Raw genomic sequence first — 20,932 nt, 5'->3', positions numbered from 1 at the left:
CTAAACGGCTGTTAAATCAGCTTCAACCCTGCACAACGCAGGAGGCCAGGTGCTCTGACAGAGCGTCCCAGGCAATATTTTGTTGTTCGCCCTGACCGCGCAGGGGTTTGACGCCAATGACCTTTGCCGCCAGTTCTTCTTCACCGAGAATCAGCGCATACAGCGCACCGCTCTTGTCGGCTTTCTTGAACTGGCTTTTGAAGCTGCCGGCACCGGCGTTGACCTGCAAACGCAGGCTCGGCAACTGATCGCGCACCTTTTCGGTGAGAGCCAGCGCAGCCAGCTCAGCTGCTTCGCCAAAGGCGCACAGGTAAACATCGACCTGACGGGCAATTTCTTCCGGGACCTGCCCGAGGGTTTCAAGCAACAGAACCAGACGCTCGATACCCATCGCGAAACCAACGCCGGTCGTCGGCTTGCCGCCCATCTGCTCGACCAGACCGTCATAACGACCGCCTGCACAGACCGTACCCTGAGCACCCAATTGGTCGGTAACCCACTCGAAAACGGTCTTGCTGTAATAATCCAGCCCGCGAACCAGCTTCGGGTTGATGACATAAGGAATGCCGGCTGCGTCCAGACGGGCCTTCAGGCCTTCGAAGTGAACGCGGGATTCGTCATCCAGATAATCTGCCAGCTTTGGCGCATCGACCAGCACAGCCTGGGTTTCAGGGTGTTTGGTGTCCAGCACGCGCAGCGGATTGGTTTTCAGACGACGCTGGCTGTCTTCGTCGAGTTGATCAAGACGTGCCGACAGAAACTCGACCAGCGCATCACGATAACGCGCACGCGCTTCGCTGGTGCCCAGGCTGTTCAGTTCAAGCTTGACCGCATTGCGAATGCCCAGCATGCCCCACAGGCGCCAGGTCATGACGATCAGTTCGGCATCGATGTCCGGACCGTCAAGATTGAAGACCTCGACACCAATCTGGTGAAACTGGCGATAACGGCCTTTCTGTGGACGCTCGTGACGAAACATCGGCCCGATGTACCACAGTTTCTGAACCTGACCGCCACCGGTGATGCCGTGCTCCAGGACCGCACGCACACAGGCAGCAGTACCTTCCGGACGCAGGGTCAGGGAGTCGCCGTTGCGATCGGCGAAGGTGTACATTTCCTTCTCGACGATATCGGTCACTTCACCGATGGAGCGCTTGAACAGCTCGGTGAATTCGACGATAGGCATACGAATCTGCCGGTAACCGTAGTTATCCAGCAGACGTGAAACGGTGCCTTCGAAGTGGCGCCACAGCGGCGTCTGCTCGGGCAGGATGTCGTTCATGCCACGAATGGCTTGTAGAGACTTACTCACAGAAAATCCTTAGCAATCCTGGTTAGCCGCGCACGATGACAGATGCGTCGGCTTCGGCCTTTTCAGCCGCTTTCTCGCGAATCAAGCGTTCAAGCTCGTCCACGAGATTGTCGTTGGTCAGTTTCTGCGCAGACTTGCCGTCGATGTAAATCAGGTTCGGCGTACCACCAGTCAGGCCGATATGCGCTTCCTTGGCCTCGCCCGGACCGTTGACTACACAACCGATCACTGCGACATCAAGCGGCACCAGCAAATCTTCAAGGCGACCTTCAAGCTCGTTCATGGTCTTGACCACATCGAAGTTCTGCCGCGAGCAGCTCGGGCAGGCGATGAAGTTGATACCACGGGAACGAAGGCGCAACGATTTGAGGATGTCGTACCCGACTTTCACTTCCTCGACCGGATCAGCAGCCAGCGAGATGCGGATAGTATCGCCAATTCCTTCGGCAAGCAGCATTCCAAGACCGACAGCCGATTTCACCGTGCCTGAACGCAAGCCGCCAGCTTCGGTAATACCCAGGTGCAGCGGCTGGACGATCTGTTTGGCCAGCAGGCGGTAGGCTGCGACGGCCATGAACACATCGGACGCCTTGACGCTGACCTTGAAGTCCTGAAAGTTCAGGCGCTCCAGGTGCTCGACGTGGCGCAACGCAGACTCCACCAACGCCTCTGGCGTCGGCTCGCCGTACTTCTTCTGTAGGTCTTTTTCCAGCGACCCGGCGTTGACGCCGATGCGGATCGGAATACCGCGATCACGCGCAGCATCGACCACGGCCCGCACCCGGTCTTCACGACCGATATTGCCCGGATTGATACGCAGGCAGTCGACACCCAGTTCAGCCACACGCAATGCGATGCGATAGTCGAAGTGGATGTCGGCGACCAATGGCACTTTGACCAGTTGCTTGATGCGACCAAAGGCTTCGGCAGCGTCCATGTCCGGTACAGAAACACGCACGATGTCGACACCGGCAGCTTCCAGACGGTTGATCTGGGCGACGGTGGCCGCAACATCGTTGGTATCGCTGTTGGTCATGCTCTGCACGGCAATCGGCGCATCACCGCCGACCGGTACGGAACCGACCCATATTTTTCGGGATTCGCGACGCTTGATTGGAGATTCGCCGTGCATGACTTATTGCCCTAGCTTCAGGCGAGCAGTTTCGCCGCTGGTAAAAGGTGCCACGTCTACAGGCTGACCGTTGTAGCTGACCTGCGCGCCGCGTGCGTAGCCCAGGCGCAGCGTCAATGGCGGCTTGCCGCTGACATCCAGGCTGTCGCCCTTGCGCTTAAGGCCGCTGACCAGCACCTTGCCGTTACCGTCAGTGACCTGGGTCCAGCAATCGGCGACGAACTGCACAGTAACCTGACCGGCCCCGGCCATGACTGGCTCTGGCTGCTCGGCTGGTGCGGTCGGCATCGACGGTACGGTCGGCGCAGCAACAGGCGCTTGTGGAGCATTTGCAGGCGGCGTAGTGGCGGCCGGTGTCTGTGTCTGCGCAGGCGCATGACTCGTAACACCTGCAGTAGGAGCAGCAGGCGTCGCGCTCGGAGATTCACTGGCAGGCGCACCGGTGTTCAACGGCAGCGAAGTCTGTCCGGCAGTAGGCGTTTCGGCCACTGCGGGCTCTTCCGGCTCGTCCAGCGGGTGAATCTGAGTGGTGCCGTCGGCGCTTTCGACCTCGACGTGCTCCATGTTCAGCCCGGACTGGTCCCTGCCACGCAGAGAAGCCTGATCCTGCCACCAGAAGAAACCGCCACCGACCAGAAGCACCAGCAACAACAGGCTGACGATACGCAGGATGTTGTGTGACAGCCTGACCGGCTCTTCGATACGGCCCAATGCGTGGACCGAACTGCCCTTGCCATCGGTGCCGGTGAACTGGTCGAACTGTTCGACCAGCGCCGCCTGATCGAGGTCAAGCAGCTTGGCGTAGGCGCGTACATACCCCCGGGCAAACGTATGCCCAGGCAGCTTTTCAAAATGTCCGTTCTCCAGATTGCTCAGGGAGGTCACGGTGAGGTTCAGTCTCAAAGCCACATCTGGCAGCGACCAGCTCCTGCTCTCGCGGACCTGGCGCAGGGTTTCTCCAGGGTTCACGCGGGTGGTTGCTACAACTTCGGGATGCGCCGCTTTCATCATTGCTCCGACAGGTATTGCTGATATTCCGGCGTACCGGGATAGAGTCTTTTCAACAGCAGACCAAAACTGGCCGCCTTGTTACGATCATCATAGATCTTCGCCAGGCGTGTACCGAGCAATAGACTACGTGCATTTTGCTCGCTGAGTTGGCTAAAACGGTCGTAATAATCACGCGCCGGCACATATTGCTTGTCTTCGTAGGATATCTGCGCCATTTCCAGCAAGGACCTTGGCAACTGGCGGTCCAGGCGCAACGCCTTGGTAAAATGCTCACGGGCCTGCTCGCGATTACCCAGCTTCAGCGAAGTCATGCCCAGGCTCTCAAAGACTCGCGACCGCTCAGGATACAGGTTGTCGGCAGCGGCCTGTTCAAAACGCTCGTAGGCTTCCTTGTAACGCTTTTGTTCGAACAGAAAACTGCCGTAATTATTGACGATGCGTGTTTCGTTGTTACTGGAAGCCAGCGCCTTGCGAAAGTACTGCTCTGCAAGCTCCGGCTCCATCTCGGTCTGGAACACCAGCGCCAGTGCGGCATTGGCCTGCGCGTCGGAACTGTCGAGCTCGAGCGCCTTTTTCAGCGGAACCTTGGCGCGCTCGGTCTGCCCCTGCTGAAAGTAACCCAGCCCAAGCTGCACGTACGCTCTGCGCGCTTCCTCGCGCCCCTGCGCCGTTGTCATCGGGTTGACGTTGCCGGTGGATACGCACGCCGTCAGCAACATGACAACACATAGCAACAGCGAGGCACGCACAGACATGGAGTCTCTCTCGATCAGGTTGGCAGTCAGGTTCGAGTCGCCGCAACCGGGGCCGTCTCGGCCTCGGCGCTCAACTCACGCACAGCAATGTAGCGTTCACTACGGCGTGTACGGTCCATCACCTGCCCGACCAGCTGGCCGCATGCTGCATCAATGTCTTCACCGCGCGTGGTGCGCACAGTGACGTTATAACCAGCCTGATGCAACAGGTCCTGAAAACGACGGATCGCGTTATTGCTGGGACGCTCGTAACCGGAGTGCGGAAACGGGTTGAACGGGATCAGGTTGATCTTGCAAGGCGTGTCCTTGAGCAGCTCGATCATCTCGACGGCGTGTTCAACCTTGTCGTTGATGTCCTTGAGCATGGTGTATTCAATGGTGAGCACACGCTTTTCGCCCAGACTGGACATGTAACGGCTGCAGGAATCAAGGAGCATTTGCAGCGGGTATTTCTTGTTGATCGGCACCAACTGGTTACGCAGCGCATCGTTCGGCGCGTGCAGCGACAAGGCCAGGGAAACGTCGATATGCTTGGAAAGCTCATCGATCATCGGTACCACGCCGGAGGTGGACAAGGTCACCCGGCGCTTGGAAATGCCATACCCCAGGTCATCCATCATCAGATGCATGGCAGCAATGACATTGTCGAAGTTCAGCAGCGGCTCACCCATGCCCATCATCACCACGTTGGTGATGGCACGGTCGACGGTCGCCGGTACGCTGCCAAAGGATTTGTTGGCAATCCACACCTGACCGATGACTTCGGCGGCGGTGAGGTTGCTGTTGAAGCCTTGCTTGCCGGTGGAGCAGAAACTGCAATCCAGGGCACAGCCCGCCTGGGACGAAACACACAAGGTGCCACGCTTGCCCTGCGGGATATAGACGGTCTCGACACAGCTGCCGGACTCTACGCGCACGACCCATTTACGGGTGCCGTCGCTGGAGATGTCCTCGCTGACCACTTCGGGACCGCGAACTTCGGCACAGGCCTTGAGCTTTTCGCGCAGGGCCTTGCTGACGTTCGTCATCGCGTCGAAATCGTCGACGCCGAAGTGGTGAATCCACTTCATGACCTGACCGGCACGGAAGCGCTTCTCCCCGATAGAGTCGAAGAATTTCTCCATTTCCTGTTGAGTCAGCCCCAGCAGGTTGGTTTTACCAGTCGATGCAATCATGAATTCACCCTTCACTCGTCAGTCAAAAATGACTTAGCGAGCGGTTACTTCGGTAGCTGCGAAGAAGTACGAGATTTCGCGAGCGGCGGCTGCTTCCGAATCGGAGCCATGAACAGCGTTGGCGTCGATGGAGTCAGCGAAATCAGCGCGGATGGTGCCGGCAGCAGCTTCTTTAGGGTTGGTAGCGCCCATCAGCTCACGGTTCAGAGCGATAGCGTTTTCGCCTTCCAGAACCTGAACGACAACCGGGCCGGAGATCATGAAAGCAACCAGGTCGCCGAAGAAACCGCGAGCGCTGTGCTCAGCGTAGAAACCTTCAGCTTCGGCCTTGGACAGTTGCTTCAGCTTGGAAGCGACAACGCGCAGACCGGCTTTTTCGAAACGAGTGGTGATCTCGCCGATTACGTTCTTGGCAACGGCGTCAGGCTTGATGATGGAGAAAGTACGTTGAACAGCCATGGTGAAACTCCAGAAGCAGTGATTGAAGCGAAAAATTAAACCCGCGAATTATACGCGGGTTCTGGTGTATTGCCTAACTGCGTACGTTACTGAACGTCAATCGGCCTCTTCGATCCATAACCCCTGGATCGCCTCGAGAACCTTTTCCCCACTACGGTCCGGGTGGTCATCGAACTCGGGCAAGGCCATGACCAGATTACGCAGCCTGGGGAAACTCACAGTCAGCGGATCGACATCCTGGTGGCTTTCAGCCAGCTGGATGGCGATTTCCTGCACATCAACCCATTTGAGACTCATGAGCAATCCTTGAATCAGTGTGGCGCTTCAGCGGCGTGGTTGAGCGAATACTTGGGTATTTCGACCGTGAGGTCTTCGTTGCCGACAATGGCCTGACAGGACAGACGCGATTGCGCTTCCAGGCCCCAGGCTTTGTCGAGCATGTCTTCTTCCAGCTCGTCCGCTTCATTGAGCGAATTGAAGCCTTCGCGAATGACGCAGTGACAGGTGGTACAGGCACACACGCCACCACAGGCGCTTTCAATCTCGATGTGGTGCTCGTGGGCAATCTCGAGAATAGACGTGCCCGGCTCCACTTCTACAACCAGCCCGTCCGGACAATGCTCGGCGTGGGGCAGAAAAATCACCTGCGGCATCAGTTATTCCTCAATCTCATTCAAGTTGCGCCCGGCCAGTGCGGCTTTTACCGTCGAATCGAGGCGTCGGGCAGCAAATGCATCGGTCACCTGCGACAGACGCTTGGTCTGCTGCTCGATGGCATAACCATCGGTGCCTTGCATCAATTCACGTAATTCGTTCATCTGCAGGTTGATGACCAGGCGCTCTTCTTCGTCGAGAAGACGCTCACCATCAGCCTCAAGGGCACCTTGAACCGCTTCGAGCAAGCGCTCGGCGTCAACCTGGTGCTCGCGCAGCACACGAGCGACCTTGTCGTCGCCGGCATACTCGAAGGAGTCCTTGAGCATGCGGGTGACTTCGTCATCGGTCAGCCCGTAGGAAGGCTTGACCTGAATGCTCGACTCGATACCCGAGCCCATTTCACGCGCCGAAACGCTGAGCAGACCGTCAGCATCAACCTGGAAGGTGACACGAATCTTTGCCGCACCCGCGACCATCGGCGGAATGCCGCGCAATTCGAAACGTGCAAGGGAACGGCAGTCACTGATCAACTCGCGCTCGCCCTGCAGAACATGAATCTTCATGGCCGTCTGGCCGTCCTTGTACGTGGTGAATTCCTGACCACGCGCTACAGGGATGGTGGTGTTGCGCGGAATGACCTTCTCCATCAGCCCGCCCATGGTTTCCAGCCCCAGCGAGAGCGGAATCACATCGAGCAATAGCAGTTCGCCACCGTCACGCTTGTTGCCTGCCAGCGTATCGGCCTGGATCGCAGCCCCGATGGCCACCACTTGATCCGGGTCAATCTGGGTCAATGGCTGACGACCGAACAGCTCGGCCACCGCCTCGCGTACGCGTGGAACTTGGGTCGAACCGCCGACCATGACCACCGCCTCGACTTCTTCAAGCTCGATACCGGTATCACGCACCGCACGACGACAGGCCTTGAGACTGCGCGCGACCATAGGCTCGATCAGCGCATTGAGCGCCTCGCGGGTCAGCGTGCCACGCCAGTCACCGTAGGCGACCTCGACAGACTCGGCGTCAGTCAGCGCTTCCTTGGCCGAGCACGCAGCCTGCAGCAGGCTGCGTTGCGCGGAAGGGTCGATATCGGCAGACAGACCGGCATCAGTGACAATCCAGTTGGCTATCGCATGATCGAAGTCATCGCCACCCAGAGCGGTATCGCCGCCAGTGGCCAGTACTTCAAACACACCACCGGTCAGGCGCAGGATCGAGATGTCGAAGGTTCCGCCGCCCAGATCATAGATGGCAACCACGCCTTCGGCTTTCTGATCCAGACCATAGGCAACGGCAGCAGCCGTTGGCTCATTAAGCAGGCGCAACACATTGAGGCCGGCAAGTCTGGCGGCATCCTTGGTCGCTTGGCGCTGAGAGTCGTCGAAATAAGCAGGCACGGTAATCACCGCCCCCACCAGTTCGCCACCCAGCGTGGACTCGGCGCGTTCGCGCAGGACCTTGAGAATGTCGGCAGACACTTCAACAGGACTTTTCGGCCCCTGCACGGTGTCGATGAACGGCATGTGCGACTCACCGCCAACAAACCGGTACGGCAGTTGCTCGCCCAATTGCTTGACGTCAGTCAGCCCGCGCCCCATGAGGCGCTTGACTGACAGAACGGTATTGAACGGATCCTGGGAGGCGGCGATCTTCGCTGACTGCCCTACTTCGACACGATCAGCGTGATAGCGCACGGCAGACGGCAGAATGACCTGCCCCTCTGCATCGGCCAGCGGTTCGGACAGGCCGCTGCGTACTGCAGCAACCAGAGAATTGGTGGTGCCCAGGTCGATACCCACAGCCAGACGACGCTGGTGCGGTTGAGGACTCAGGCCGGGTTCGGCGATCTGCAGTAAAGCCATGCTGTTCAGAATAATCACTGGCGCGCGGCCGAAGCCGCGCGGGGTTAATCGTCGAGGCGCTCTTCTAACTGGCGCACTTCGTGAGAGAGCTTGTCGAGAAACTGCATACGCCGCATCAGCTTTTCAGCGTGCTCGCGTTGTGCAGCATCATTCCAACAGGCCGCGAAGCTCTGGTTCAGCTCGTCCTGAGCGACCTTGAGCTGACGCTTGAAGGTCGCAACGCCAGCGAGATCAGCCTCTTCCTGCAAGTCCTCGAGGTCTTCGCGCAATTGCATCTGCTGCAGAAGAAACTCGGGATCATGCACCGTGACTTCGAGCGGCACTTCGTTGCCGTTCATTGCCAGCAGGTAGCGCGCCCTTTTCGGCGGGCTTTTCAGGGTTTGATAAGCCTCGTTGAGACTGGCCGAGCGCTCCAGCGCCACACGCTGCTCACGCTCGGGGGCATCCGCAAAGCGATCCGGATGCACGTTACGCGCAAGCTCACGGTAGCGCGTGGCCAGCTGGTCAAGATCAAGCTGAAACTCGGGCTTGAGGTCGAACAGGGCGAAGTGACAGGGAGTACCCACAATAAAAAGCCTCAGACGTTGAAGCTTTCGCCACAGCCGCACTCACCGCGCGAATTGGGATTATTGAACTTGAAGCCTTCGTTCAACCCTTCACGCACGAAATCGAGCTCGGTGCCATCCAGATAGACCAGACTCTTCGGGTCAATGATCACCTTGACGCCGTGCATTTCAAACACGGCGTCTTCGCTGGCCGCCTCATCGACGAACTCGAGCACATAGGCAAGACCTGAACAGCCTGTGGTGCGAACACCCAGACGAACGCCGTCACCCTTGCCGCGCCCCTCGAGGGAACGTCGTACGTGGTTAGCGGCAGCTTCTGTCATGCTGATAGCCATCGGAACTCCTTAGCCTGTTGCATTAGCCTGTTGCAGTTGACTCTGTCGCAAGCTTCTCTTGAAAAGCCTGCTTACAGCAGACCTTTCTTTTGCTTGTAATCGCGAACGGCCGCCTTGATGGCGTCTTCAGCGAGTACCGAGCAGTGAATCTTCACTGGCGGCAGTGCCAGCTCTTCAGCCAACTGAGTGTTCTTGATGGTCTCTGCTTCATCCAGAGTCTTGCCTTTCATCCACTCGGTCGCCAGGGAGCTGGACGCAATGGCCGAACCACAGCCGTAGGTCTTGAACTTGGCGTCTTCGATAACGCCCTGCTCGTTGACCTTTATCTGCAGGCGCATAACGTCGCCGCACGCAGGAGCGCCGACCATGCCGGTGCCAACATCAGGATCTTCCGCGTTCATCTTGCCGACGTTACGTGGATTTTCGTAGTGGTCGATGACCTTTTCGCTGTAAGCCATGATTCTATTCCTCTCACATCAGGGAGCCGCTCTGCAGGTCACGTCGCAATTGCCCATGACCTGTGTTGGAGGCGACTTTAAATTAGTGCGCCGCCCACTCGATCTTGGAGATGTCGACGCCGTCTTTGAACATGTCCCACAGCGGCGAAAGTGTGCGCAGCCGGGTGACAGCCTCGCAAACCTTCTGCGCGGCGTAATCGATTTCTTCTTCAGTGCTGAAACGGCCGAAGGTGAAACGAATCGAGCTGTGCGCCAGCTCATCGTTTCGACCCAGGGCACGCAGCACGTACGAAGGCTCAAGCGAGGCCGAGGTACAGGCCGAACCGGACGATACCGCCAGATCCTTGAGCGCCATGATCAGCGACTCGCCTTCGACGTAGTTGAAGCTCAGGTTCAGGTTGTGCGGTACGCGTGCAGTCAGGCTGCCGTTGACGTACAGCTCTTCCAGATTTTCGACCTGCTTGAAGAAACGATCGCTGAGTGCCTTGATGCGCACGTTTTCAGCAGCCATTTCTTCCTTGGCAATGCGGAATGCTTCGCCCATACCGACGATCTGGTGGGTCGCCAGGGTGCCGGAACGCATGCCACGCTCGTGACCGCCGCCGTGCATGGTCGCTTCAAGGCGAACACGCGGCTTGCGGCTGACGTAGAGCGCGCCGATACCTTTAGGACCATAGGTCTTGTGCGCCGAGAACGACATGAGGTCAACCTTGAGGCTGGTCAGATCGATTTCAACCTTGCCGGTCGACTGCGCGCCGTCAACGTGGAACAGCACGCCACGCGAACGGGTCAGTTCACCGATCGCAGCGATGTCGTTGATAGTGCCGATCTCGTTGTTCACATGCATGACCGAAACCAGGATGGTGTCGTCGCGCAGTGCCGCTTCAATCATGGCAGGCGTGATCAGACCGTCTTCACCTGGCTCGATGTAGGTGACTTCGAAACCTTCGCGTTCCAGCTGGCGAGTGGTGTCGAGGACAGCCTTGTGTTCGACCTTCGACGTGATCAGGTGCTTGCCTTTGCTGGCGTAGAAATGCGCAACACCTTTAATAGCCAGGTTGTTGGATTCAGTGGCACCCGAGGTCCAGACGATTTCGCGCGGATCGGCGTTGACCAGATCAGCGACCTGACGACGAGCGTTCTCGACCGCTTCTTCGGCTTTCCAGCCAAAGACGTGGGAGCGCGAGGCCGGGTTGCCGAAGTTTCCTTCGACGGTCAGGCAATCGATCATTTTCTGCGCGACACGCGGATCGACCGGGGTCGTCGCGGAGTAGTCGAGGTAAATTGGCAATTTCATTGAAGCTCTCCTATCAGGCAGGCGCACCGCTCATTCATCTGCGTTCATTCGACGGCGGACGTTTCGATCTTACCCAGTTGCGACATGTGGTTATGACCACGGCGCATATCCTGGCGCTGAGCGACTTCTTGTACCTCACGGCGAGTGACAAGATCCGCCAAGCTGATACCGCTTAGAAATTCGTGAATCTGCTGGCTCAGGTCACACCACAAGTGGTGGGTCAGGCAGGTATCGCCAGCGTGGCAATCGCCCAGACCCTGACACCGCGTGGCGTCGACCGATTCATTGACTGCATCGACGACTTGAGCAACCTGGATGCCTTTCATGTCGCGCGACAGCTGGTAACCACCACCTGGACCACGAACACTGGAAACCAGATTGCCGCGACGCAGCTTGGCGAACAGCTGCTCGAGGTAGGACAGGGAAATACCCTGCCGCTCGGAGATGTCGGCCAGAGACACTGGCCCGTTCTGCGCGTGCAACGCCAGGTCAAGCATGGCTGTTACAGCGTATCGGCCTTTAGTAGTCAGTCGCATGGCGTATACCGCAGAGGTTCGGAATGACAGCGAGTATGCTATTCCCGAGTAAAAGAGTCAACTATTAGACCAAGTAAAACAGTCGGGATTAGCGAAAAGCGCGGGCTGCATCATAGCAAAGGTGCGGCGTAATGGCACGCGTCACGCCGCCGTGTCGCCTAGCCAACCTTGTCTTCGTGGCGATCCTTGACGCAGTCGAATACTTCATCACGCAGCTCGGGAAGGTCTTTGGCGCAATAATCACTGCCCAGCCTGCCGAGCGCATCGCACATGCCCTCAAGACGGCCGTCGACAGCCTGCAAATGGTCGAGCAACTGGCCAATGGCGCGAGCGATAGGGTCCGGCATGTCGGCGCTGACGCCGTACGCGTCGAAACCGAGCTTTTCAGCCATGACCTTGCGCCGGGCTTCGGTTTCATCGTCGGACTTGACGATGATGCGCCCCGGAATGCCCACGGCAGTTGCCCCCGCAGGCACCGCCTTGGTCACCACTGCGTTGGAACCAATCTTGGCACCGGCACCCACTGTGAACGGCCCGAGCACCTTGGCACCCGCCCCGACCACTACGCCATCTTCCAGCGTCGGGTGACGCTTGCCGGCATTCCAGCTGGTACCGCCTAGGGTCACGCCCTGGTAAAGCGTTACGTCATTGCCGATCTCGGCGGTTTCGCCGATCACGATGCCCATGCCGTGGTCGATGAAAAAACGGCGACCGATGCGCGCCCCCGGGTGGATCTCGATACCGGTCATCCAGCGACCGAAGTTGGAGACCAGCCGCGCGAGCCACTTCCAGCCGTTGCGCCACAGAATGTGCGCAAAGCGGTGCAGCCAGATGGCATGCATGCCCGGATAGCAGGTCAGCACCTCAAAGGCGTTGCGCGCAGCAGGGTCACGATGGAATACGCTTTGAGTGTCTTCTCGCAGACGCTTGAACATTACTGATCCTTCCGCTTGTAGGGCTCACCGCGTGCGGCTTTCTGGGTTTCGGTGAGCACGCCGCGCAGGATACTCAGTTCGGATCGCTCGACCTCGCTACGCCCGTATAGCCTGCGCAGTCGTGCCATCAGATGACGTGGTTTTTCCGGATCAAGGAAACCGATGGCCACAAGCGTGGCTTCAAGATGCGTGTAAAAGCCTTCCATCTCATCCATCGTCGCCAGCTCGGCGTTATGCGCCGAGACTGCCTTGGGCGTTTCGCCCTGCTCTGAGTGTGCCGAAGCCGCCAGCCAGGCCATGCGCACTTCGTAGCTGAGCACCTGCACAGCCGCGGCGAGGTTCAGCGAGCTGAACCCGGGGTCCGACGGGATGTGCACATGGAAGTGGCAACGCTGCAGCTCTTCATTGGTCAGGCCGGCGTGCTCGCGACCGAAAACCAGCGCCACTTCCGCGCCCTCTCCAGCCTGCTCGATGACTTTTTCACCGGAAGCGCGCGGATCGAGCAACGGCCACGGCAAACTGCGATCACGCGCACTGGTACCGAGCACCAGACGACAGCCGACCAACGCGTCTTCAAGAGTCGCAACAACCTTTGCACCTTCAAGAATATCGGTGGCGCCTGACGCACGCGCATCGGCATCAGGCGAAGGAAAGATGCGCGGATCGACCAGCACCAGACGCGAAAGCCCCATATTTTTCATGGCGCGAGCGGCCCCGCCGATATTTCCGGGATGGGTAGTGCCGACCAGGACAACACGAATGTTCTGCAACAAAGCGAACGCTCACTGACGCGAATTAGGGGGGGCAAATCTTACAGAAACGGTTCGACTAACGCTATGAAGCTGTGCGGGCCGGAAGATCGGAACTGACCGCTTGCGACATGAAAAAATCCACACGAACCCGACAACCGTAACCACGCAAGGCTGGAAATAATTCGAATCAGCCCATAGAATGCCCGGCTCTCTTTAACAACCTTAGGTGAATTATCCATGCAGCCCATGCTGAATATCGCGCTGCGCGCCGCCCGCAGCGCCAGCGAATTGATTTTCCGCTCCATCGAGCGCCTGGATACCATCAAGGTTGACGAAAAAGAAGCCAAAGACTACGTCACAGAGATCGACCGAGCTGCCGAGCAAAGCATCATCACCGCTCTGCGCAAGGCCTACCCGACTCACGGCATTCTCGGCGAAGAAAGCGGCCTGCACGAAGGCAGCGGCGAAGGCACCGACTACCTGTGGATCATCGACCCACTGGACGGCACCACCAACTTCGTTCGCGGCATTCCGCACTTTGCCGTCAGCATCGCCTGCAAATACCGCGGCCGCCTTGAGCACGCTGTCATTCTGGACCCGGTCCGTCAGGAAGAATTCACCGCCAGCCGTGGTCGCGGCGCTGCCCTGAACGGTCGTCGTCTGCGCGTCAGCCAGCGCAAGAGCCTGGAAGGCGCACTGCTGGGCACCGGCTTCCCGTTCCGTGACAACCAGATGGACAACATCGAAAACTACCTGGGCATGTTCCGCAGCCTGGTAGGCCAGACCGCCGGCATCCGTCGCGCAGGCGCTGCAAGCCTCGATCTGGCTTACGTAGCTGCCGGTCGTTTCGATGCGTTCTGGGAGTCGGGCCTGTCCGAATGGGACATGGCAGCAGGCGCTCTGCTGATTCAGGAAGCAGGCGGTCTGGTCAGCGATTTCACCGGCGGTCACGACTTCCTCGAGAAAGGCCATATCGTTGCCGGCAACACCAAATGCTTCAAGGCCGTACTGACCGCAATCGCACCGCACCTGCCGCCTTCGCTCAAACGCTAAGCTGCAGACGTAAAAAAACCGGCGAAAGCCGGTTTTTTTATGTCTTCTAAAGCGCAGCGGCTGGCGTTACTGCGCCTGACCCAATATCAGCTGACCATTCTTGTCGACCGGAATCTGGCTGCCCGGATCACGTTCCATACGAACCTGACCCACTTTCTCGTTCAACTTGTATTTGACGTTGTAGCCCACAACCTTGTCGCTCACATCGTTGACCGTCGTGCAGCGGTTCTGCGTAGTGGTGTAGGTATCACGCTCCTGCATGCCTTCCTGAACCTTGTTGCCCGCATAACCACCACCTACCGCACCCGCGACTGTAGCGATCTTCTTGCCGTTACCGCCACCGATCTGGTTACCCAGCAAACCACCGGCAACCGCGCCAATAACGCTACCTACGATCTGATGCTGGTCCTTGACCGGCGCCTGACGAGTAACGGTTACGTCCTTGCAAACTTCACGGGGGGTTTTGATCTGCTGGTTGATCGGCTCTACTGCCAATACATCCGCATACTCAGGACCACCCTTGACCAAGCTATAGGTGGCAACGGCGCCGCCAGCAGTCACGACAGCAGCACCTAACACAGCACCAACAAGCATAGACTTGTTCACTTGAACCTCCTGACCAATCGAAACGCAGCATGGCTGCGCAATGCCTAGCCTTGGAGCATAAAAAAAGGCGCGAGTTCAGCACTCGCGCCTTTTTTATGATGGCCGGACCTACGGGAGGTCATCAGCCTTCTCGACGACCACTGGAGGAATCAGGTCCTCAGTGGTCAGGTTCAGCCAGATCAGCACCACGTTGGCGATGTAGATGGACGAGTAGGTACCCGCCAGTACGCCGATGAACAACGCGATGGAGAAGCCTTCCAGGCTGTCACCGCCAAACACCCACAACGCCACGATCGCCAACAGGGTCGAAACCGAGGTGGCAATGGTGCGCAGCAGTGTCTGCGTGGTGGAGATGTTGATGTTCTCGATCAACGAAGCCTTGCGCAGCAGGCGGAAGTTTTCGCGTACCCGGTCGAAGACCACAATGGTGTCGTTCAGCGAGTAGCCGATGATCGCCAGCACCGCCGCCAGCACCGTCAGGTCGAAGGTGATCTGGAAGAACGACAGGATCCCCATCGTCACCACCACGTCGTGAATCAGCGAGACGATCGCCCCGACTGCGAATTTCCACTGGAAGCGGAATGCCAGGTAGATCAGAACACCGCCCAGCGCCATCAGCATGCCGAGGCCGCCCTGATCGCGCAGCTCTTCACCGACCTGCGGGCCGACGAACTCGACACGCTTGACCACTGCCGGGTTATCGGCACCGGCCTTGCGCAGCGCTTCGGCCACCTGAGTGCCCAGTTGCGGGTCTTCACCCGGCATGCGCACCAGTAAGTCAGTGGTGGCACCAAAGCTCTGAACAACGGCTTCGTGATAGCCCGCCGAAACCAGCTCCTGGCGCACCTTGCCCAGATCGGCTGGACGCTCGTAGGTCAGCTCGATGAGCGTACCGCCAGTGAAGTCCAGACCAAAGTTGAGCCCTTTATGGAACCAGCTGAACAGCGCCAGTGCGGTAAGGAGCATCGTGATGGCGAACGCAACATTGCGAACGCCCATGAAGTTGATGGTACGTAACATGGCAGCCCCTTAAATCCACAACTTCTTGAAGTCACGACCGCCGTAGATCAGGTTGACCATAGCGCGGGTCACCATGATGGCCGTGAACATCGAGGTAAAGATCCCGAGCGACATGGTCACCGCAAACCCTTTGACCGGGCCGGTGCCCATCGCAAAGAGAATGCCGCCGACCAGCAGCGTCGTCAGGTTGGCGTCGAGGATCGCCGTGTAGGCACGATCGAAACCTTCGTTGATAGCGCGCTGGACCGGCATGCCATTGGCGATCTCTTCACGAATACGCGAGAAGATCAGCACGTTGGCATCCACCGCCATACCCATGGTCAACACGATACCGGCGATACCTGGCAGGGTCAGTGTTGCACCCAGCAAGGACATCAGTGCCAGCAGCATGACCATGTTCAAGGCCAGTGCGACGGTCGCGATCAGACCGAAGAAGCGGTAGATCGCCATGATGAACAGCGAGACGAACAGCATGCCCCACAGGGAAGCGTCGATACCCTTGGTGATGTTGTCGGCACCCAGGCTAGGACCGATGGTGCGCTCTTCAGCGAAGTACATCGGCGCCGCCAGACCACCGGCACGCAACAGCAGCGCCAGCTCGGAAGGCTCACCCTGACCGTTCAGACCGGTAATCCGGAACTGACTGCCCAGCGGCGACTGAATGGTCGCCAGACTAATGATTTTCTTTTCTTCCTTGAAGGTCTGCACCGGCACGTCTTTTTCGACGCCGTTGACCATCTGTTTGGTGTAGGTGGTGGTCGGACGCTGCTCGATGAAGATCACCGCCATGCTGCGACCCACATTGCTGCGGGTTGCGCGGCTCATCAGCTCGCCACCGTGGCCATCAAGATTGATGTTCACCTGTGGACGGCCATGTTCGTCGAAGCTGGCCTTGGCGTCAGTCACCTGATCGCCGGTGATGATCAGACCACGCTCCACCGCCGCTGCCGGACGACCGCCTTCGCGGAATTCGAACATTTCGGTGGTGCCTTTCGAATCATCCGGGCCTGCACCCAGACGGAATTCGAGGTTGGCGGTCTTGCCCAGAATACGCTTGGCTTCGGCCGTGTCCTGCACACCCGGCAGCTCGACCACGATGCGATTGGCACCCTGGCGCTGAACCAGCGGCTCGGCAACACCCAGCTCGTTGACCCGATTACGCACGGTAGTCAGGTTCTGCTTGATCGAGTATTCACGAATCTCGGCCAGTTTGGCCGGGGTCAGCGCCATGCGCAGCACGGGAATACCGTTCAGCTCGGCAGGCGTGATTTCGAAATCGGTGAAGGTCTTGCGCACCAGTGCACGCGCCTGCTCACGCTCTGCGTCGTCGGTGAAGCCCAGCTGAATCACATTGCCCAGCTGCGGCAGGCTGCGATAACGCACCTTTTCCTTGCGCAACAGGGATTTGACTTCGCCTTCGTAGACTTTCAGACGTGCATCGATCGCCTTGTCCATGTCGACTTCCAGCAGGAAGTGCACACCGCCGGACAGGTCGAGACCAAGCTTCATCGGGCTTGCACCCAGGTGACGCAACCAGGTCGGCGTGGTACGCGCCAGGTTCAGTGCAACGACATAGTCGTCACCCAACGCCTTGCGCACGACATCCTTGGCTGGCAACTGATCTTCCTGCTTGCTCAGACGCAACAAACCGCCCTTGCCATTCTCGGCCAGAGAAGAAGCCTTGACCGAGATGCCGGCATCGGCAAGCGCCTTGGCTGCACGATCCACGTCCGCCTGATTGACTTGCAGTGCAGTGCTTGCGCCGCTGATCTGGATGGCAGAATCATCAGGGTAGAGATTGGGTGCGGAATAAATAAAACCGACCACCAGCACCGCCAGGATCAGTACGTATTTCCACAGAGGGTATTTGTTCAGCATCACGCCGCCCGCTTAAAACGCGGGGCGCCTANNCTGCCTTGCGCGCCCCGTCGATGGGTAAAAAGTTACTGCTCAGATCGCTTTCAGGGTGCCTTTTGGCAGAGTGGCCGCGATGGCGCCCTTCTGGATTTTCAGCTCAACGGTGTCAGACACTTCGATGACCACGAAGTCGTCGGTCACTTTGTTGATCTTGCCCGCGATGCCGCCGCTGGTCACAACTTCATCGCCTTTCTGCAGGTTGCCCAGCAGGTTTTTCTGCTCTTTGGCGCGCTTGGCCTGTGGACGCCAGATCATCAGGTAGAAGATGACCAGGAAGCCGACCAGGAAAATCCACTCGAAACCACTGCCCGCAGGACCGGCAGCCGGTGCAGCAGCATCCGCAAAAGCGGGAGAGATGAAAAAGCTCATTTGTCGCTCCAGTTACATAATTAAGGAAAAACTCGTTCTGTTTCAACCCAGAGGCGGCGTTGGAAGGCCGCGTTTGGCATAGAAGGCATCGACGAAGGCGGTCAATGTACCCTGTTGAATAGCCTCGCGCAAACCAGCCATAAGCAGCTGGTAGTGGCGCAAATTATGGATCGTATTCAGCATGCTCCCCAGCATTTCTCCGCACTTGTCCAGGTGATGCAGATAAGCGCGCGAGAAGTTCTTGCAGGTGTAGCAATCGCAGGTCGGGTCCAGCGGCGAATTGTCGTGGCGATGGAACGCGTTACGGATTTTCAATACACCGGTATCAGTGAACAGATGGCCGTTGCGGGCGTTGCGGGTGGGCATCACGCAGTCGAACATGTCGACGCCACGGCGCACACCTTCGACCAGATCTTCCGGCTTGCCTACACCCATCAGGTAACGAGGTTTGTCTGCCGGCATGAGGCCTGGCAGGTAGTCCAGCACCTTGATCATCTCGTGCTTGGGTTCGCCCACCGACAGACCGCCGATCGCCAGACCGTCAAAGCCGATCTCGTCCAGGCCTTCCAGCGAGCGCTTGCGCAGGTTCTCGTGCATCCCGCCCTGAACGATGCCGAACAACGCAGCAGTGTTTTCGCCATGCGCAACCTTGGAGCGCTTGGCCCAACGCAACGACAGCTCCATGGAGACACGCGCCACATCTTCGTCGGCCGGGTACGGCGTGCATTCGTCGAAGATCATCACGACGTCCGAGCCCAGATCACGCTGAACCTGCATCGACTCTTCAGGGCCCATGAACACCTTGGCACCATCGACCGGCGAGGCGAAGGTCACGCCCTCCTCCTTGATCTTGCGCATGGCGCCCAGGCTGAACACCTGAAAGCCGCCGGAGTCGGTCAGAATCGGCCCCTTCCACTGCATGAAATCGTGCAGGTCACCGTGGCCCTTGATGACTTCGGTACCCGGACGCAGCCACAGATGAAACGTGTTGCCCAGAATCATCTGCGCGCCGGTCGCCTCGATATCACGGGGCAGCATGCCCTTGACCGTGCCATAGGTGCCCACCGGCATGAACGCCGGGGTCTCCACCACACCACGCGGAAAGGTCAGCCGGCCGCGACGGGCCTTGCCGTCGGTGGCCAGCAATTCGAAAGACATACGACAGGTGCGACTCATGCGTGATCCTCTGGTGCCGATTCCTGTGGGGCCGTCGGCGCGGGATTGCGGGTGATGAACATCGCATCACCGTAACTGAAGAAGCGGTAGCCGTGCTCGATGGCCGCAGCATAAGCCGCCATCGTCTCGGGATAACCGGCGAACGCCGAAACCAGCATCAACAGCGTGGATTCAGGCAAATGGAAATTGGTCACCAGGGCATCGACCACGTGAAACGGCCGGCCTGGATAGATGAAGATGTCGGTATCGCCGCTGAACGGCTTCAGTTCGCCGTCACGCGCCGCACTCTCCAGCGAGCGCACGCTGGTGGTCCCGACGGCAACCACTCGCCCGCCCCGTGCACGGCACGCGGCCACAGCGTCGACCACGTCCTGGCCAACTTCCAGCCATTCGCTGTGCATGTGGTGATCTTCGATCTGCTCGACGCGCACCGGCTGGAATGTACCCGCGCCGACGTGCAGCGTGACGAACGCAGTCTCGACACCCTTGGCGGCGATCGCCTCCAGCAGCGGCTGATCGAAATGGAGGCCGGCAGTTGGTGCAGCCACAGCGCCTGCACGCTGCGCGTAAACAGTCTGATAGCGCTCGCGGTCCGCGCCCTCATCCGGTCGGTCTATATAAGGAGGCAACGGCATATGGCCGACACGCTCCAGCAACGGCAGAACCTCTTCGGCAAAGCGCAGCTCGAACAGCGCGTCATGCCGCGCAACCATCTCGGCCTCGCCACCGCCATCGATCAGAATCGACGAGCCAGGCTTGGGCGACTTGCTGGAACGCACATGCGCCAGCACACGATGGCTGTCCAGCACGCGCTCGACCAGAATCTCCAGCTTGCCGCCGGACGCCTTCTGCCCGAACAGCCGCGCGGGAATCACACGGGTATTGTTGAACACCATCAAATCGCCCGGGCGCAAATGCTCAAGCAAATCAGTGAATTGACGATGTGCCAGCGCGCCAGTCGGCCCGTCGAGGGTCAACAGACGACTACTGCGACGCTCGGCCAGTGGATGGCGAGCAATCAGGGAATCGGGGAGTTCGAAGGTAAAGTCAGCGACGCGCATGATCGGGTTCGTTTAGCAGGGCCGGGAAGTTTATCCAGTTTGACGGCATTAGTAAAAAACCTGCGTAAATCCCTGTTGACCAACAGAAAACTCATCCTTATACTTCGCCGCCATTGAGCCCTGATGGCGGAATTGGTAGACGCGGCGGATTCAAAATCCGTTTTCGAAAGAAGTGGGAGTTCGATTCTCCCTCGGGGCACCACCTTTGAAAAAAGACCTTGAAATTCAAGGTTTTTTGTTCGTCTGGTGGAAAGTGGTTTGTTGTCGCTTACCGCATGCATCTCCTGAAAAAGATCTGTTTGGCTCAATCTCTAAAAACGCCGTTCTCTGTCAGGGCAGGCTGTCTGGAACCATGAAACAGATTCTCGGCAAGCCTGTGTTCAAGCAAAGGAAGGATACGCCTGAGAATAGTCCCCTCAGTTCCGTTTTCCTGCGCCCGCGCCTTTGGGATGTTCAGCAATTCATACTCATTTGAACCGCCCCGGGTT

Annotated in this window: 24 protein-coding genes and 1 tRNA gene; 2 read left to right on the top strand and 23 right to left on the bottom strand. The window is 58.5% G+C overall.

Annotated features, from left to right (window positions below; all coding sequences use genetic code 11):
• Window positions 1-22: 22 nt before the first annotated feature.
• The 16 genes from hisS to trmJ all read right to left on the bottom strand — a co-directional run bounded on the left by hisS (window position 23) and on the right by trmJ (window position 13,263).
• Window positions 23-1,312: a histidine--tRNA ligase gene (gene hisS, locus ALO64_RS17285; protein WP_002552487.1), complete on the bottom strand. Its 1,290-nt coding sequence runs from the start codon at window positions 1,310-1,312 to the stop codon at window positions 23-25.
• 22 nt (window positions 1,313-1,334) lie between these two features.
• Complete coding sequence (gene ispG / locus ALO64_RS17280) at window positions 1,335-2,444, bottom strand: flavodoxin-dependent (E)-4-hydroxy-3-methylbut-2-enyl-diphosphate synthase (protein ID WP_044344153.1); 1,110 nt, start codon at window positions 2,442-2,444, stop codon at window positions 1,335-1,337.
• Window positions 2,445-2,447: 3 nt separating this feature from the next.
• Window positions 2,448-3,452, bottom strand: a complete 1,005-nt coding sequence (locus ALO64_RS17275) for a RodZ domain-containing protein (protein WP_005734177.1) — start codon at window positions 3,450-3,452, stop codon at window positions 2,448-2,450.
• Entirely contained in the window at window positions 3,452-4,210 is a 759-nt protein-coding gene (gene pilW, locus ALO64_RS17270; RefSeq protein WP_002552484.1) for a type IV pilus biogenesis/stability protein PilW, read from the bottom strand. Before pilW ends, ALO64_RS17275 begins: the two co-directional genes overlap by 1 nt.
• Window positions 4,211-4,236: 26 nt before the next feature.
• Window positions 4,237-5,385: a 23S rRNA (adenine(2503)-C(2))-methyltransferase RlmN gene (gene rlmN, locus ALO64_RS17265; protein ID WP_044344152.1), complete on the bottom strand. Its 1,149-nt coding sequence runs from the start codon at window positions 5,383-5,385 to the stop codon at window positions 4,237-4,239.
• Between the two features lie 33 nt (window positions 5,386-5,418).
• Window positions 5,419-5,844 carry a nucleoside-diphosphate kinase gene (gene ndk / locus ALO64_RS17260; RefSeq protein WP_002552482.1) on the bottom strand — a complete coding sequence of 142 codons (426 nt, stop codon included), beginning with the start codon at window positions 5,842-5,844 and terminating at the stop codon, window positions 5,419-5,421.
• A 96-nt stretch (window positions 5,845-5,940) separates the two neighbouring features.
• The gene (gene iscX, locus ALO64_RS17255; protein WP_044344151.1) at window positions 5,941-6,141 is read right to left on the bottom strand and encodes a Fe-S cluster assembly protein IscX; all 201 of its coding nucleotides are present in this window, start codon (window positions 6,139-6,141) and stop codon (window positions 5,941-5,943) included.
• A gap of 14 nt (window positions 6,142-6,155) precedes the next feature.
• Window positions 6,156-6,497: an ISC system 2Fe-2S type ferredoxin gene (gene fdx, locus ALO64_RS17250; RefSeq protein ID WP_002552480.1), complete on the bottom strand. Its 342-nt coding sequence runs from the start codon at window positions 6,495-6,497 to the stop codon at window positions 6,156-6,158.
• Between the two features lie 3 nt (window positions 6,498-6,500).
• Window positions 6,501-8,363 carry a Fe-S protein assembly chaperone HscA gene (gene hscA / locus ALO64_RS17245; protein ID WP_002552479.1) on the bottom strand — a complete coding sequence of 621 codons (1,863 nt, stop codon included), beginning with the start codon at window positions 8,361-8,363 and terminating at the stop codon, window positions 6,501-6,503.
• A 44-nt stretch (window positions 8,364-8,407) separates the two neighbouring features.
• On the bottom strand, window positions 8,408-8,929 hold the full coding sequence (hscB, locus tag ALO64_RS17240; RefSeq protein WP_002552478.1) for a co-chaperone HscB: 522 nt from the start codon (window positions 8,927-8,929) through the stop codon (window positions 8,408-8,410).
• Window positions 8,930-8,940: 11 nt separating this feature from the next.
• A complete protein-coding gene (iscA, locus tag ALO64_RS17235) occupies window positions 8,941-9,264 on the bottom strand; it encodes an iron-sulfur cluster assembly protein IscA (protein WP_005734182.1) in 324 nt (107 codons plus the stop codon).
• A gap of 71 nt (window positions 9,265-9,335) precedes the next feature.
• Window positions 9,336-9,722 carry a Fe-S cluster assembly scaffold IscU gene (gene iscU, locus ALO64_RS17230; protein ID WP_002552476.1) on the bottom strand — a complete coding sequence of 129 codons (387 nt, stop codon included), beginning with the start codon at window positions 9,720-9,722 and terminating at the stop codon, window positions 9,336-9,338.
• A gap of 82 nt (window positions 9,723-9,804) precedes the next feature.
• On the bottom strand, window positions 9,805-11,019 hold the full coding sequence (locus ALO64_RS17225; RefSeq protein ID WP_044318413.1) for an IscS subfamily cysteine desulfurase: 1,215 nt from the start codon (window positions 11,017-11,019) through the stop codon (window positions 9,805-9,807).
• 44 nt (window positions 11,020-11,063) lie between these two features.
• Window positions 11,064-11,555, bottom strand: coding sequence for a Fe-S cluster assembly transcriptional regulator IscR (gene iscR / locus ALO64_RS17220; RefSeq protein ID WP_002552474.1), 492 nt, complete (start codon window positions 11,553-11,555; stop codon window positions 11,064-11,066).
• 158 nt (window positions 11,556-11,713) lie between these two features.
• Window positions 11,714-12,490: a serine O-acetyltransferase gene (gene cysE / locus ALO64_RS17215; protein WP_044344150.1), complete on the bottom strand. Its 777-nt coding sequence runs from the start codon at window positions 12,488-12,490 to the stop codon at window positions 11,714-11,716.
• A complete protein-coding gene (trmJ, locus tag ALO64_RS17210; protein WP_044323887.1) occupies window positions 12,490-13,263 on the bottom strand; it encodes a tRNA (cytosine(32)/uridine(32)-2'-O)-methyltransferase TrmJ in 774 nt (257 codons plus the stop codon). Before trmJ ends, cysE begins: the two co-directional genes overlap by 1 nt.
• A 216-nt stretch (window positions 13,264-13,479) precedes the next feature.
• Between trmJ and suhB the strand changes: the two genes are divergently transcribed.
• Window positions 13,480-14,295, top strand: a complete 816-nt coding sequence (gene suhB / locus ALO64_RS17205) for a type III secretion system regulator SuhB (protein ID WP_044344149.1) — start codon at window positions 13,480-13,482, stop codon at window positions 14,293-14,295.
• A 66-nt stretch (window positions 14,296-14,361) separates the two neighbouring features.
• On the opposite strand, the gene ALO64_RS17200 is transcribed toward suhB, so the two are convergent.
• From ALO64_RS17200 to queA, 6 genes are all read right to left on the bottom strand, one after another.
• The gene (locus ALO64_RS17200) at window positions 14,362-14,901 is read right to left on the bottom strand and encodes a glycine zipper 2TM domain-containing protein (protein ID WP_002552471.1); all 540 of its coding nucleotides are present in this window, start codon (window positions 14,899-14,901) and stop codon (window positions 14,362-14,364) included.
• 108 nt (window positions 14,902-15,009) lie between these two features.
• A complete protein-coding gene (gene secF / locus ALO64_RS17195) occupies window positions 15,010-15,921 on the bottom strand; it encodes a protein translocase subunit SecF (RefSeq protein WP_003415403.1) in 912 nt (303 codons plus the stop codon).
• 9 nt (window positions 15,922-15,930) lie between these two features.
• Entirely contained in the window at window positions 15,931-17,799 is a 1,869-nt protein-coding gene (gene secD, locus ALO64_RS17190) for a protein translocase subunit SecD (protein WP_044344148.1), read from the bottom strand.
• A 72-nt stretch (window positions 17,800-17,871) separates the two neighbouring features.
• The gene (gene yajC, locus ALO64_RS17185; RefSeq protein ID WP_002552468.1) at window positions 17,872-18,207 is read right to left on the bottom strand and encodes a preprotein translocase subunit YajC; all 336 of its coding nucleotides are present in this window, start codon (window positions 18,205-18,207) and stop codon (window positions 17,872-17,874) included.
• Between the two features lie 42 nt (window positions 18,208-18,249).
• Window positions 18,250-19,365, bottom strand: a complete 1,116-nt coding sequence (gene tgt, locus ALO64_RS17180; protein ID WP_152623900.1) for a tRNA guanosine(34) transglycosylase Tgt — start codon at window positions 19,363-19,365, stop codon at window positions 18,250-18,252.
• A gap of 14 nt (window positions 19,366-19,379) precedes the next feature.
• Window positions 19,380-20,444 (bottom strand): tRNA preQ1(34) S-adenosylmethionine ribosyltransferase-isomerase QueA, encoded by a 1,065-nt coding sequence (queA, locus tag ALO64_RS17175; RefSeq protein WP_002552466.1) that lies wholly within the window; start codon window positions 20,442-20,444, stop codon window positions 19,380-19,382.
• 117 nt (window positions 20,445-20,561) lie between these two features.
• Between queA and ALO64_RS17170 the strand changes: the two genes are divergently transcribed.
• Window positions 20,562-20,646, top strand: a tRNA-Leu gene (locus tag ALO64_RS17170).
• Window positions 20,647-20,748: 102 nt separating this feature from the next.
• On the opposite strand, the gene ALO64_RS25990 is transcribed toward ALO64_RS17170, so the two are convergent.
• The coding region (locus ALO64_RS25990; protein ID WP_217996278.1) for a hypothetical protein at window positions 20,749-20,932 on the bottom strand (184 nt) is incomplete at its 5' end.

The sequence above is a fragment of the Pseudomonas meliae genome (genome assembly GCF_001400515.1).
GTDB classification, from domain to species: Bacteria; Pseudomonadota; Gammaproteobacteria; order Pseudomonadales; family Pseudomonadaceae; genus Aquipseudomonas; species Aquipseudomonas amygdali.
Note: the sequence above shows the minus strand (reverse complement) of the source record. Positions and strands in the feature narration are given on the sequence as shown.